The sequence below is a fragment of the Natrarchaeobius chitinivorans genome, assembly GCF_003841505.1.
Lineage (GTDB): Archaea > Halobacteriota > Halobacteria > Halobacteriales > Natrialbaceae > Natrarchaeobius > Natrarchaeobius chitinivorans.
The window spans coordinates 1-13,487 of the sequence record NZ_REGA01000001.1; the positions used below are offsets into that span (position 1 = coordinate 1).

The window sequence follows — 13,487 nt, forward strand, 5'->3', positions numbered from 1 at the left end:
CCCCGCCGGTCTCCTCCCATCACTCGCCCATCTCAGCCCATGCCCATAACTTCCGTCACTCATTACGACGCGCAGCTGCTCATGACCATCCCCGGCGTGAGTTATTTCACGTCGCTGCTGATCACGTCTGAACTTGGCGAGATCGACCGGTTTAGCAGCGCAAAGAAGGTTATTAGCTACGCCGGGCTTGATCCATCCATTCGGCAATCTGGCGACAAAGAGGTACGTGGTGGAATTTCGAAAGAGGGCTCAGCGCCGTTGCGCTGGGCCCTCGTTCAGTGTGCCAACGTGGCTGTACGGTTCGACGACTACCTAGGACAGTTCTACAACCGCCTGAAACAGCGGAAGAATCACAATATCGCAATCGTTGCAACAGCTCGGAAAATGCTCGTTGCAATGTTTCACATGCTCAGCCGTGAGGAAGTCTACGATCCGCCAACAGCATAGTCGCTGAGTGGCACCAATGCGGTGCCACTCAGCAGGGCATTCGCCCATTGTTAGCAACTGCTACCGCTTTCAAGATAGCCTCCGCCTGAGGGCTGTTTCCACTCGATTGTAGCGACGTCGTGCGGTTCTACGTCACCAACACGCGCCGGACACCATCGACGACGAAACAGCTATTAGACGATCCGTGGTTTGGACAGTCGCAGGATTCTCATAGGTGTAGATACTGTCCAACTCCGGCTCGACGAGATCGCCAACAGTGTCGTTCGGGACACTCATACGTGGGCGTTGGTGGTTCGCTCTCGTGCCCCGATCGTCGCGACCACTGACCGGCCTGACCGCTCAACTGTGCCCACGGGGCTCGGTGGCGTAGACGACGACCCGCCGCCGGATGGAGCTGACTGTCAGGGTCGGTAACTATCGCTACGACGGGGCTATGACGCTGACGCTCACGCGAAGCGGGGCGTTCACGCCAGCAAAGCACCTCGGCGAGAAACTCCGGGGTGCCGACTCGGATCCACAGACGGACGAGATGCGTCGGGTGTTAGTGGCCGTGTTCGCCGACGTCGGCGGGATCGTCGAACAGGACGATAATCATACGCTGAGCGTCACCAACACGACATTCGTCGCGCTGTGTCGCCGACACGATCTCGACGCCACATGAGTTTCGACGACGACTTCGACAGGTCGTGTGCCGAACCGATCCGGAAACGGTGTGAGCCAACGACCGCCGCAGCTGCTGAGATCAACGGTACGGGCCTGCATGACCGTCTCAACGGTTCGTCTGTGCAGATGGCTCTCGATTCCGTCGGAGCGGTCGCCGCGCTCGTCTCCGGCGGCAGGCCGCGATCTGCTCGTTACACACCGATCGGGCCGCCCCGCCTACTTCCCGGCGACCCCCATGCAGGCGTACCGAAGCGCGTCGAGCGCGTGATCCTGCGCGACCGCCTTCCCGACGTGCTCCTCCTTGTAGCCGAGGAACTCCCGGATCAGGTGCTGACACTGGTCCGAGACGAGCAGGCCGACTGCGGATTCGTCGTCAGCAGCCGGCGTCTCGGTCGCGGCCTCGGTCTCGCGCTCAGTCGCTCGCGAGACGTACGACCCGTCCGGAACGCCGCCCATGACCAGGATCACCTTGTCACGGCCGCTCACGGACAGGTTGCCGTCGACCTCGAGTCGTTTGCGCACCTCCGCGATGCCGTCGTCGAGATCCTTCGTCGCTTCCTCGGCCGGATACCCCGCCCGGCGGAGTTTGTCGACGTGGGCAGGTTCGTGCTCGCAGTAGATCCGGCCTGCGGGCCGGTCGTCGGCGGCGAGCCAGTCAACGACGTCCTCGATGTGGCTCTCGGTCGCGTAGAACGCGTCGCAGACGACCAGCTGGTCGAGCGGCGTTTTACCGACCTCGAGCAGGACCACCGGATCCTTCCAGCCGGCGTCGTAGCCGTAGACCCGCCAGTCGTCGTCGACACGGTCGACGGCCTCGGCATGGGGGATCACGTGGGTGTCACGACTGAACTCGCTGTAGACCAACCCCTGGGCGGCCGCAAAGCCGCCGCGCAGCGCCTGGGCCTCGCGGGCGGTGTCGGCGTACTGGCGCTCGTAGCGCTCGCGCGTCCCCGTATCGAGGTAGGGGTTGTCGAGCGTCGACGCCCGCACCAGTTCGATCTCGAGGCCGATCGGGTCGCCCGTTCGGTCCTGGCGTTGTTCGAGGATCTCCCAGGCGTCGTTGTAGCCGTTGCCCGTCAGCGTCCAACACTGCACTTTCGGCCCGTCGACGCCGCGCAGCCGGCCGCCGACCATCTCCAGAAGGTCGTGGAGATCGCTCCCGTAGTGGCTGGGTTCGTCGAGCCAGACGGCGCCGTACTCGGCGCCGGCGTACCGACTCCACTGATCAGCCGACCCCAGCGTGATCTCGGTATCGTTGGTCAGCGTCAGCCGGTGCTCGCTGTGGTTGTAGTCGGCGACGACCGGCGAGCGCTCGGGACCGTTGACCGCGCCCGTTCGCATCGCCGTCCGGTCGCCGGGGAGTTGCTCACAGAGGATGCGGAACGTGCTGTCCCGAGCTTTGGTGAAGTCGATGCCCAGGGCGAGAAACCGGCTGCCGGGGTGGGTCAGCGCCTGCGCGAGCAGCCAGCGGGCGCCGAGGATGCTCTTGCCGCTGCCGTAGCCCGCGAGGAAGGCGACGATGTCGTGGTCGTCGCTTGCGAGCGCCGCGAGACAGTCGCGTTGGGCAGACCAGATGTCGTAGGTGAGCGTCGCCGTCTCGGCGTCGTAGTGGATGCCGGTTGGCCGGGCGTCCGGGGCGGCCTCGCGCCAGTCGACGGTGAGATCGGTCGGGGCGTCGGTCGCAGCCTCCTGTTCGGCTTGCAACTCCGCGAGCTGGCGTTCGAGCTCGCGGCGGGTCGGCTTACTCATCGTGCCCTCCGTCGTCGTGTAACAGCTCGAGTTCGGCGGCCATCTCGTCGAGCTCCTCGTCGTTGAGCAGCTTCCGGTACTGGCCCGAGAGATAGCCCAGCGTCCGGATCCATTTGATCTGGAGTTTCTGTTCGTCGGGCGACGTGGCCTCAGCCGGGTCGATTCGCTGGTGGGTCGCCTCGATGGTCTCGGCGAGGCGGTCGAGGACCGCCTCGCGGTCGCTACGATCAGCGGAGTGTGTCGAAGTCGACATTGTCGATGCGTAGAGCCGCTGGCGTCCCGCGCGAGTACGCACTCGACACGTGAGCTCGCAGTTGGAGTGGGCGGCTCATGCGAAGGCGTTCGGCCTCAACCGGTAAAAACCTCCGGTAAGCGGAGTGAAAGTGGTTGGTCCGGTGAATTGCGAAGTTCTATTATCGGAATTCATGCGCTCTAGAGCCGATAATTCGCATATTTGCTCCTCTCTCACCCCCATATAATAGGCGCTCTTCTGCCCGATAACTCGGGAGCGACATCAGCAGGTAGCGCGGGCATCATCCACGCGGTCGATCAGGGAATCCACCGCCTACAGACGAACTCCACGGCGTTCGCAAAACCGGTCTCGATTCCCCACACCCGATGCGGAGTCAGGCTGGGGGGAACCACGCGATGTACCCCTCGAGCGCAGCGGATTCGAGATCGCCTCCCCCACAGGCGGTTGCAGCGCCGGCCGGCCCCTGTTCCGGACGGACCATCAGCGCTCGCGCCCGGATCGCGTGAGTCGGACCTCGATGCGGCGCCAGGGGTTCGAGCAACTGGACGCATTCGGTGCCGGTGTGACACTGTCGAGGACGGGAGGCTGCGCCCGACACCACCGGATCCGACCTGGAACCGACCCGAACCCGCACTCGCCCGAGGAGGAGCCTGGACAGCAATAGCGTAGCGACGCCGCTTTCTTGCGGTCCACACCGACCGGACCGAGCCGGAATCGACGGCAGAGACAGTCAAGTGCGGAGAGGCCTCACCCTGGGTGTGAGCGAACCAGTGTCGGGGTCACCGGAGACACTCCCGCCTACCCGTCGGCCAACGCCGCGAGATATGCCGACTCAGCGACGTACGGTTCGATCGCCTCGCGCACCCACTGGGGATCGAACGTCGTTTCGAGCTGCTTGACGCGGCCATCGGCCCCGCGTGACTCGATCCAGGTCTCGACGAGACCCATCGTCTCGAGATCGGTGACGAGCTGTCGGATCGCCCGCTCGCCGAGTCGGAGTTCGGTCGGAAACGCGTCGTCTTGGATGACCGTGTGGACCTCCGCCGTTGTAACGGGCTGTTTGATCGTGCCACCCTGGTCCCGCCCCGTGATACCGGCGAGGACCACGAAGTGATTGGCCGGCAGGGCAAGCAGCTTTGCGATCGTTGCTTCCCGCTCCGTCTGCTCGAGGTTGGTGTCGACGCACTCGATCGTCAGGCGGTCGAGCCCGCGTTCGGTGGCCGTCTCGCCGGCCTGGCGGAACAACGTCAGCGCTTTTCGGGCGTCGCCCCAGCGCCGGGCGGCCTCCTGGACGCCGTACTCGCACACCGCGTCCGGAACGGCACCATCACGAAACGCCCGGTCGATCCGGGGGTCGAGGATCGCGCCCAACTCCGCGACGCCGTACGGCGGGAAGAAGACCGCCTCGTCGCTCATCGCGCTCTCGACGCGGCTATCCAAGCGGAGGTCGACCTCGAGGAGTTCGTTACTGAGCAGCCAGACCGAGAGCGAAATGTCACGGGCGAGTTTCCCCTCGCCGCGCAACAGCCGATAGAAGAACTCGTTGGGATCGTAGTTCGTGTCGTGGCGGACGTGATCGACCTCGTCGAGCAGCACCACCGTCCACTCGGGGTACGCGGCGAGTGCGTCCCAGATGCCCGCGAAGACGCCGTCCAACCCCTCGTAGGCCCCCTTCTTCTCGCCGGTCAGTTCGAAGAGGATCTCGTTGGCGGCGCTAAAAAGCGTCCGACACTCCTTGAGATTGACGTACTCGACGGCGACGGTGTCATGGCGCGTGGCGAACTCCCGACAGAGCCGCCGGGTCGTCAGCGTTTTCCCGGTGCCCGGCGGGCCGTAGATCGAGACCGTCGGCGGCAGATAGCCGTCGTGAACACCGTTCAAAACCGTCGCCAGCTCGCGTTCCTGGTCGTCGCGGGCGACGATCTCGGGGGGCTCGGCGAGCGGATCGAGCGCCCCTTTGTCGACGAACAGGCTCTCGTCCGGTGCGGTGTCGGCGAACAGGTCGTCGTACTTGCTCATACGATCGCGATCGCCGGAGGTAGTGGCGTGAGACTAATGAGCGTATCGCACACCGGGGTGATGGCCACCCACACCGCGTGAGCGAGACACCACCGCACGCGTTCGATCGGGTGCGGCCAGCGTCGGCCACCCAGCTCCACCGGAACTACGAGTGTGTCTATGGGTGTGGTTCCCACCGATCGGGATTCGACCCGACGCTCGCGTCCAGTGGCGATCCTAACTTTGATGATGATGTGACAATCTGGGCCGAAAGCAGTGATCCATCCACATCGATTGAATACACGTTTGGAGGGGCGCCCAGAGTTCGAGCATTTTGTGAGACAGATGTCGCAGCACCCACCCTGGTTCAGTGCTTCCCGCTCGCCGGGTAGTCGCAGAGAGAGGATGCGACCTATTCTATGATAGTCTCACCCATACGCAAAGAGAGCGACCTCGAGGGTGCCCAACGCCATGCTTGATCCCCCGAAGCAATGAGTGGCCATCCGCAACCGAACGGACCGCACAAACGGCCTCGCGTACACGGAACGCCGGCTCGTCCTCCCCAGCGACGCTGACGTGCCGGGCGAGACGGCGGGAGGTGACTAATACCGGTGACGGCTGGTGTCCTCGGGTGACCGGGGACAGCGAGTAAGAAAGCGCCTCGAGAGAGGGCGGCTGACTCTCCAGGAACCATTACTCACGACGGACGCGCGGCTGTACGAGGGATGAATAGTGGCGGGTGTCTCGCTCGAGTGGTCGTCGGTGGGCGTACTGACGGACAAGGATTTGAGGAGACCCTGAAGACAACAGCTGTCACTGGAGTCTACTTCGGCCAGCCTTTATTATTGAGTGGAGCGTAGTATCTTCAAATGGCTGAAATCGTCTCGACGAACGATACGCTGGGTGGTGCACCCCGAATTGAGGGGAGGCGTATCGGGGTCCACCACGTCGCAAAGCGGGTCCTTGATGCCGGAGAATCCCCCGAACAGGTCGCCGCCGACTACGATCTCGATATCGCCGACGTCTACCGTGCCTTAGTGTATTACTACGATCACGCCGAGGAGATGCGCCAGATCCAAGCCGAGCGTCAGTCCATCCCTGACGAGCGATCTGTCATCCGTGGACCCGAGGACCTCGATACGAAAACCCAGTCAGAGCCCGAGGTATGAGGCTGTTGGCTGACGAACACGTTCCACCAGCCATTGTTTCTGCGCTCCATCAACTTCCCCGGCCTGAAGGCCGGCGTTTGTCGGTGAACTCCCGGTCTGGCCTACGCTTCCGCGTTGGCAGGCGAAAAGTCGCCGCTCCCGTTCAGCGTTCCCGACTTCAGGGCGAGTTGATTGGTCGCCCCTCCGACCGGAGACTTCTGCCCCGACCGGAGTAGTTTCGTTGCAACGTTCTTCGCGGCGTTGTAGTCGGCATGAACCTCGTAGCCACACTTCAGGCAGCAAAAGTCCGCTTGTGACGTTCGGTTCTCGCGGAGTGTCGTCCCACACTTCGAACAGCGTTGGGACGTATACGCTGGATCTACCTGCTTCGTTCGGATACCGAACTCGGCGGCTTTGTACTCGACGTACTCGTAGAGCCGACGGAAAGCCCAGCCGTGGAACTTCTTCGCGCCCGGCATTCGTTCTCGAATGTCGGTCAAGTCCTCAAAGGCGATTGTCGAACAGTCGTGCGTGATCGCCTCTTGGACCAACCCTTTCGATATGCGGTGCAGTACGTCGTTGTTCCAGCGCCGTTCTCGATTCCCCATCTGCTCGATGGTTCGGTGCGCCGACTCCGTACCGATCTGTTGCAACGATCCACGGATGCGTTCGTACTCGTCTCGGCGGTGATTGAACAACCCGCCGGAGTAGAACGTCCCCGTGCTGGTGACGGCGATATTCTCCACGCCTAAATCTACGCCGAGAACCGTTCCGTTCTCGGCCTCTCCCAACTCCGTTTCCGGCTCGTCGCGTTCCACCGTGACGTGAAGGTAGTACTCGCCGTCGTCGCGGTCGTAGTGCAGTGTCGCGCCCTTTGGCTCCCACACATCGCTGTTGAGGTACTGTGCTTGCGGACAGTCTTCGTCCGGCGGATACACGAACTCGGCACGGATACGGCCACCGTAGGTCGCGAGCGTGCAGTATTGGTCGTCGCCGTTTGTGAAGTACGATATCGCATTGGTGTTGTACTCGACGGTCGGTGCGGTGAACGTCGGTCTGCCGGCGTTCTTGCCGGCCTTCATCCGTTCGACCGCACTTCGAAGACTGTCTGTCGCGAGGTTGACCGCACCGATACAGAGATCCGAGTGTAGACCGGTGTCCTCGCGGACCTGTTTGTAGACGAGTGACTGCAGGCGCGTTCTGGATGTGATAACGTAGCCGTCCTCGTCGCGCTCCCAGCCCCGATCGGCAAACCGTTGGGCGACTCTCCGGAACGTTAGCATCGTCCGTTTGAGATCGTCCCGCCGGTCGTCGGGAATGGCGAGTTTGACGCAGGCGGTACGTTTCAATGTCACATGCCACATGTGGTTGCAAAGTATTATAAGTGTACGGGAGTCGGCCGGCTGTCGAACGGTGGGATGTGTCGTTCAGTGACGCGATTCCCGCCCGCCGTGAACGGCGGGACTCCTTCGCTGTTGAAAGGTGGTGAGGGACACGATGTTGCTATCGTTGGTGAGGATGTTGAACTATAGTAACAACTGGAACTATTTACACACTGATCGCACAGCTGTCGTGCGATCAGGTGTGCATTGACTTCCAGTGGCTACTATAGGCTCTGAAGACACGGTTCTCTTGCAGTATGCACGCGAAACCGACCGGCTCATTCTGAGCGAAGATACCGATTTTCGTGGGGCTGATCCAGAACTGAACGGTGAGCACCACCCCGGAATCCTCGCTTGCAATACGGCTGCATCGGCGGGCGAAATCGCTGCGGCAATTCGACGAATAGAGATGTATACCGACGATCTCGCTGGAACGGTTCTCTACGTCCCGGGCAACTGGCTCTGATCTCGAGAGTGATCGATGCCGTGTTGGACCTCTCGAAGCACCGGCTGGCCGTTCGAAAACGCATGGGACGAAAGAACGGCCTCGAGTACACAGAGCGCCGACTCGTGCTGCCCGAGGACGTCGAGATTCCTGGTGGGGTCCCAGGAGGTGACCAGTGCCGGTGACAGCTGGTGTCCTCGGCTGACCGGGGACACACGGGTGAAGAATGCCTCGAGAGAGGTCGGCTGACTCTCCAGGAACCATTACTCACGACGGACGCGCGGCTGTACGAGGGATGAATAGTGGCGGGTGTCTCGCTCGAGTGGTCGTCGGTGGGCATCACGACAGACGGGGCTCGAAGGAGATTCTGAAGACAACAGCTGTCACTGGAATCCGCAACAGGCAGCTCGGGTTGAGACAGTTCACAATCTGAGCTGAGAGCAAAAACGATCCCGCTTCTCCTGTAGACAGATTACATTTTGGTAGGCTAGATTTAACTAACAGCGGGACTAATCCTGTTGTAGTCTCAAATGACTCTCCAGGAGTTACCTGATGACGCCCCTGGACGTCTCGTGCCATACGGCCGTCGTCCATACTACAATCCGGATCCCCTTCCGCCAGATAGCGAGTTACAATTCGAGACGGAGTTCTACGAGTTGCTTTCGGAGACGACGTTTTGGCTCGGAAAACTCGGTGGGTACAGCTTGACGACCGATTTTGCACCAGTGTTGTACACGTCGTTGCTTCGAAAAGAAGCGATGGAGTCGTCAGAAATAGAGGGTGCAGATATCGATTACAACGCACTCTATAGTTTTGAGACCAGATCGTTGGACCGATCCGATGTAGCTGATGAGCAAGCACCAGTCATCGACGAAACGAAAGACGTTCGAGAAGTGCTTAACTACGAGCGCGCGCTCAAAAGCGGAATCAGGGCGATCGATCGGAATAATGGGGTTTCCATCGATCTTCTACATACTCTCCACGATACGCTCTTGACTGACGTACCTGAAGACCGCCGAGAAACGGATACCATTGGGGAGTTCAAGTCCGTCCCGAATCATCTGGGCGAATTCGTCCCTCCCGTTCCAAATGCCGTCGATGGACTGATGGATGCGCTACTGACGTACATCCGTACTGGTGGGAGCTACCACTCGCTCATCGATATTGCGCTCACACACTATCAGTTCGAGACGATTCACCCCTACGGGGACGGTAACGGTCGGCTCGGACGGCTCCTCATCACAGTACAGCTGTATGAACACGACTATCTCGAGCAACCAACGCTCTACCTGAGCGAATACTTCAATCGCTACAAAGAGATATACGTCGATCGTTTGAACGCCGTCCGGAAGTACGGCGAGTGGGAAGCATGGGTAGAGTTCTTCGTGACGGGGCTTCGCCATCAGGCAGAAGAATCCCTCCTTCAATCTCAGGAACTTCACTCCTTACAGCAAGAATATGAGGCTACGTACGGCGATACCGCTGCAGCCTATGCAAAATTAGCGTGTACACTCTTCGAGCGGCCATACCTCACTGCGAACAGTGTTCAAGAACAGCTCGGCGTAACGGGTCCGACGGCCTATCGAGCGATCGACCATCTGGAGGGAGAAGGTGTGCTCGAGGAGACGACCGGAAAAGAGCGAAACCGAGAATACCGTGCGCGAGAGATTTTTGAGATTCTTGAACGACCACCACAGACGTATTAAGTATGCTCAGTGGCGAACGCGTTACCCACGCGTCTCGCGGCGAAGCGTTGGCAGGCTCGAGTTGCCTCGAGCATCGGTGACAACCCGTGGGAGAGCGGGTGCGGGACATCAGCAAGTACGTCAAGGCGACCGATCTCAAGCATTGGATCCGTCGACGAGAGCCCGGGGCGACCGACACCTACGCGAAGAAGCTGGTCTCGAGAACCATTGACGCGATCCTCGAGCTCTCGAAACACCGGCTGGCAGTCCGCAGAAAGACCGAGCGGAAGAACGGCCTCGAGTACACCGAACGTCGGCTCGTCCTCCCCAGCGACGCCGACGTACCGGGCGAGACGGCGGGAGGTGACTAATACCGGTGACGACTGGTGTCCTCGGGTGACCGGGGACAGCGAGTAAGAAAGCGCCTCGAGAGGGGTAATCTGTCGGTCTACGCAGATAGACTCACAGCACGAATGCGGTTGTCGGAGGGATGAATAGTGGCGGGTGTCTCGCTCGAGTGGTCGTCGGTGGGCGTACTGACGGACGGGGTTCGAAGGAGAGTCTGAAGACAACAGCTGTCACTGCAGGCACCAACTCGTCATTCACGTCGTTTTGGGAGGAATCTATCGGCGTAACACTCTTAGGCGCATATATCCCAATATATCGCATGGTCAAAACCATTCGAGTCTCAGAGGAGTACCACGAGTGGCTCAGCGCCCACAAGAGGAGCGATGAGACGATGGAAGAGACGCTGCGTCGGATGACGCGCGGCCCTCACCCGAGCGACGTTGCCGGCCTCCTGACCGAAGAGGAAGCTGAGGACGCCAAGGAAGCGGTGAACCGTCTGCGTGGGCGTGACCAGGACCGCCTCAATGATGCCCGCTGTGCCTTCGAGAGCGAGAACGGGAGCAAATGATTATCGACTCGTCGTACCTCTTCGATCTGATGGCGGAGGAGCCGGATGCATTCTCGAAGGGCGCTGAACTCGTCGAGAAAGGAGAGATGCAGTGGTTACCGACCCCGGTTGTCGCTGAGACCTATTACGGTGTTGCCACAGCTCGCAGCGAGACCACTGAGCAAGAGGTGCGGAATCGTCTCCTCGGGTACCCCCGTATTGATGTTGACGAAGAGATTGCGCGTAGAGCCGGTGAACTACTCGCGACGGCAGATGACCGTGTGGGTGGGAACGCTGGTGTCGGTCCGAACGATGGGTACATCGCCGCAATGGCCGACGTTCTCGACGATTCGGTCTTGACAGACAACGTCGAAGATTTCGAAGCGTTGGGAGTGCCAGTCGAGACCTACTGACCGATGCGGATGCTAAGACTGATTGTCGGTCGCTCCTGGCACTGACTCATAGGGATTATCGTAGCCTCCCGGAGATCTCGAAACCGGGCCTTCGACACTGTGTCTCGGTTCTTTAGCGGCAAACTATGAACACCTACGATAATCCCTATCAGAGCCGACCGTATGAGAGCGCGGCTGCACGGACGTCGACGAGTACGTCAAAGCCGACGATCTCAAACACAGGATTCGCCGTCCTCAGAAATCGAAGATTTCTGATGGGCTGTGCAAGAGCGTCGCTCTTGCGAACGTCAGGAGCCGGGAATCAGCGACGCGTACGCGAAGAAGCTGGTCTCGAGAACCATCGACGCAATCCTCGAGCTCTCGAAGCACCGGCTGGCGGTCCGCAGAAAGACTGAGCGGAAGAACGGCCTCGAGTACACGGAACGCCGGCTCGTCCTCCTGGCCGACGCCGACGTGCCGGGCGAGACGCCGGGGGGTGACTAATACCGGTGACGGCTGGTGTCCTCGGGTGACCGGGGACACCTCGGGAGAAAGCGCCTCGAGAGGAGGCGGCTGACTCTCTACGAAAACGAACTCACGACGGACGCGCGGCTGGACGAGGGTTGGTTACCGGTGGGTAGCCCGCTCGAGTGGTCGTCGGTGGTCACAACGACAGACGGGGGTAGCGGATATCCTGACGACAACAGTGGTCACTGGAGATCCCACTCCATCGGCCGACTCGGATACAGCGTTCAGATATTTGGACCGGAACAAATTATTTGAGCGCGCGAGTTATAGGGAGGATATGGAAGAATCAGATCAGGGGAGGTGGACAGAGCGGATGAGCGGTCGTGAACGGGTCCGCGAAGTCGCCGAAATGCTACGTGATCCAACACCCGTCCAGGAAATCGCAGATCGAGCAGCGGTGTCACGGGCAACAGCGGACGATGAACTCCAGCGGATGGAAGATGACGACTGGGTCATTGAAACGACAATTGACGGGACAAAAGCATACGACGTGAATCCAGTTCGGATGCTTTTTGACGAGGTCACCACCCTCATCGAGGAGCATACGCGGGATGAGTTGGAGGAGCAACTCACGGAGTTGAAAGAAGAACAAGAAGCGGTTGCGTCGGAATTCGATGCCAGTTCACTCGAGGAGTTTCGGGAACAACTCGCCGAAGAGGAATTGTCGGCTTCGGAACTTCGTGAACGGCGGAATGTGATCGCTACATGGGAGGCGGTCAACACGGAACTCGCGCTCGTGAAACATGCGCTCCACCTGTATGGCGATGTCGTCGAGCTTACCTCACCCAAAAATAACAGTTCCTCCTCGTTTGCCTAATGGTCGCTTTTCTCGCGAACCGAGCCAATCTACAGAGCAAACGGCTCCACGATCGCATCCGCAATCGACTCAGTGCCGAGTTCGATGACGTTCACCGACGCCGTACCGAACCACGGGAAGCTGGGCCGTACCGCGTCGTCGGTACAGTAAACCCACGACAGTTCCTCGGTGAGAAAACGTATCCGACGACGACCGCACGAGTCGAAGTTGGATTCCAACTGCAGACGGGCGAACCGTACGAGTATTACTGGTTCAACTGGATCGAACCGGATCGACAACTGCTGGTTGGATGGCATCAGGACGATACACACGCTGATCTTGGGCCAGTTCATCTACAGGTGAACGATAGCACAACAGCTGTGGACCATCAGCCAGCGGACTTCATCGACTCACACCCGCTCGACGTGGTCGAGCGACGACTCGAATCACTCCCCGATGCAGTCACCGCAGTTGAGTGGGAAGACGGACGACCGGTTGGACTTCGGTAAACGGTTACAACACTCCGTATGAGAGACCCACTCGAGCCGTCCTCCGAAAGACAACAACTGTCGTCGGCAGGTATTTGTGATCGAGTTTCCGGATCCGAGAACGCTTATGTGATGTGCGACTCAACTAGGAACTACTCATGGCTACCATCGTGCAAACGGACGACGTACTCGGTGGAGAACCCCGTATTGACGGAACACGCGTGGGCGTTCTCGACGTCTATGAACTCGTAATCGATGGTGGGAACCCGCCTGCAGATGTTGCGGATCAACTTGACCGATCGCTTGGTGAAATCTATACCGCACTCGCATACTATCACGAGCATCCTGAAGAGATGCGTCAGCTCCGCCAAGAACGCAACGAGGTACGAGCCGAACTCGCAGAAAATGCGTTACAACCCCCGGAACCAGCACAGTGACTGTCTCGTTTTGTGCGGATGAACACGTTCCGAGTGTCTTTATCACTACTCTCCAATCGAGTGGCTACGACGTGATCAAAGCGAATATTATCTTGCGTCCTTCTCTGTAGGTACAGTGTGTAGACAGAATCTATGTCAACCAGACAACCACGCCCATCAAGATTAGCTCGCCAATAGGTTC

At 60.0% G+C, this 13,487-nt stretch carries 15 protein-coding genes and 2 pseudogenes; 12 read left to right on the plus strand and 5 right to left on the minus strand.

Translation table 11 applies throughout. From position 1 onward, the window contains the following. Together EA473_RS00005 and EA473_RS00010 are read left to right on the plus strand one after the other, a co-directional pair. Positions 1 to 447 (plus strand): transposase (locus EA473_RS00005; RefSeq protein WP_207890128.1); only part of this gene is annotated, 447 nt, incomplete at its 5' end. A 433-nt stretch (positions 448 to 880) separates the two neighbouring features. Further along, the gene (locus EA473_RS00010; RefSeq protein WP_124193629.1) at positions 881 to 1,108 is read left to right on the plus strand and encodes a hypothetical protein; all 228 of its coding nucleotides are present in this window, start codon (positions 881 to 883) and stop codon (positions 1,106 to 1,108) included. Positions 1,109 to 1,326: 218 nt separating this feature from the next. Here EA473_RS00010 and EA473_RS00015 read toward each other — a convergent pair whose 3' ends face one another. From EA473_RS00015 to EA473_RS00025, 3 genes are all read right to left on the minus strand, one after another. Further along, positions 1,327 to 2,859, minus strand: a complete 1,533-nt coding sequence (locus EA473_RS00015; RefSeq protein WP_124193630.1) for a terminase large subunit domain-containing protein — start codon at positions 2,857 to 2,859, stop codon at positions 1,327 to 1,329. Further along, positions 2,852 to 3,112, minus strand: a complete 261-nt coding sequence (locus tag EA473_RS00020) for a hypothetical protein (protein WP_124193631.1) — start codon at positions 3,110 to 3,112, stop codon at positions 2,852 to 2,854. Before EA473_RS00020 ends, EA473_RS00015 begins: the two co-directional genes overlap by 8 nt. A 798-nt stretch (positions 3,113 to 3,910) precedes the next feature. Beyond that, positions 3,911 to 5,131 (minus strand): Cdc6/Cdc18 family protein, encoded by a 1,221-nt coding sequence (locus tag EA473_RS00025; RefSeq protein ID WP_124193632.1) that lies wholly within the window; start codon positions 5,129 to 5,131, stop codon positions 3,911 to 3,913. 848 nt (positions 5,132 to 5,979) lie between these two features. Between EA473_RS00025 and EA473_RS00030 the strand changes: the two genes are divergently transcribed. After that, positions 5,980 to 6,279: a DUF433 domain-containing protein gene (locus EA473_RS00030; protein WP_124193382.1), complete on the plus strand. Its 300-nt coding sequence runs from the start codon at positions 5,980 to 5,982 to the stop codon at positions 6,277 to 6,279. A gap of 101 nt (positions 6,280 to 6,380) precedes the next feature. Here EA473_RS00030 and EA473_RS00035 read toward each other — a convergent pair whose 3' ends face one another. Then, positions 6,381 to 7,613 (minus strand): RNA-guided endonuclease InsQ/TnpB family protein, encoded by a 1,233-nt coding sequence (locus EA473_RS00035; protein ID WP_124193633.1) that lies wholly within the window; start codon positions 7,611 to 7,613, stop codon positions 6,381 to 6,383. A gap of 244 nt (positions 7,614 to 7,857) precedes the next feature. Between EA473_RS00035 and EA473_RS23175 the strand changes: the two genes are divergently transcribed. Next, positions 7,858 to 8,106, plus strand: a complete 249-nt coding sequence (locus tag EA473_RS23175) for a DUF5615 family PIN-like protein (protein WP_165875162.1) — start codon at positions 7,858 to 7,860, stop codon at positions 8,104 to 8,106. Here the strand turns inward: EA473_RS23175 and EA473_RS22015 are convergent. Continuing rightward, positions 8,082 to 8,300, minus strand: coding sequence for a hypothetical protein (locus EA473_RS22015; RefSeq protein WP_165875160.1), 219 nt, complete (start codon positions 8,298 to 8,300; stop codon positions 8,082 to 8,084). The genes EA473_RS23175 and EA473_RS22015 overlap by 25 nt on opposite strands. A 315-nt stretch (positions 8,301 to 8,615) precedes the next feature. Here EA473_RS22015 and EA473_RS00050 point away from each other — a divergent pair, with 315 nt between their 5' ends. The 8 genes and pseudogenes from EA473_RS00050 (at position 8,616) to EA473_RS00085 (ending at position 13,306) form a co-directional block, all read left to right on the plus strand. Continuing rightward, complete coding sequence (locus EA473_RS00050) at positions 8,616 to 9,791, plus strand: Fic family protein (RefSeq protein ID WP_124193635.1); 1,176 nt, start codon at positions 8,616 to 8,618, stop codon at positions 9,789 to 9,791. 6 nt (positions 9,792 to 9,797) lie between these two features. Continuing rightward, a pseudogene (locus EA473_RS00055) lies at positions 9,798 to 10,170 on the plus strand (hypothetical protein); the annotation flags it as partial. A gap of 267 nt (positions 10,171 to 10,437) precedes the next feature. Continuing rightward, positions 10,438 to 10,686: a hypothetical protein gene (locus tag EA473_RS00060; RefSeq protein WP_124193636.1), complete on the plus strand. Its 249-nt coding sequence runs from the start codon at positions 10,438 to 10,440 to the stop codon at positions 10,684 to 10,686. Then, the gene (locus tag EA473_RS00065) at positions 10,683 to 11,078 is read left to right on the plus strand and encodes a PIN domain-containing protein (protein ID WP_124193637.1); all 396 of its coding nucleotides are present in this window, start codon (positions 10,683 to 10,685) and stop codon (positions 11,076 to 11,078) included. Before EA473_RS00060 ends, EA473_RS00065 begins: the two co-directional genes overlap by 4 nt. A 166-nt stretch (positions 11,079 to 11,244) precedes the next feature. Next, positions 11,245 to 11,590, plus strand: a pseudogene (locus tag EA473_RS00070) (hypothetical protein); the annotation flags it as partial. Between the two features lie 272 nt (positions 11,591 to 11,862). After that, positions 11,863 to 12,402 carry a DUF7342 family protein gene (locus tag EA473_RS22630; protein WP_243645159.1) on the plus strand — a complete coding sequence of 180 codons (540 nt, stop codon included), beginning with the start codon at positions 11,863 to 11,865 and terminating at the stop codon, positions 12,400 to 12,402. After that, positions 12,402 to 12,890: a hypothetical protein gene (locus EA473_RS00080; protein WP_124193638.1), complete on the plus strand. Its 489-nt coding sequence runs from the start codon at positions 12,402 to 12,404 to the stop codon at positions 12,888 to 12,890. Before EA473_RS22630 ends, EA473_RS00080 begins: the two co-directional genes overlap by 1 nt. A 137-nt stretch (positions 12,891 to 13,027) precedes the next feature. Next, positions 13,028 to 13,306 (plus strand): DUF433 domain-containing protein, encoded by a 279-nt coding sequence (locus tag EA473_RS00085; RefSeq protein WP_124193383.1) that lies wholly within the window; start codon positions 13,028 to 13,030, stop codon positions 13,304 to 13,306. Positions 13,307 to 13,487 lie beyond the last annotated feature (181 nt).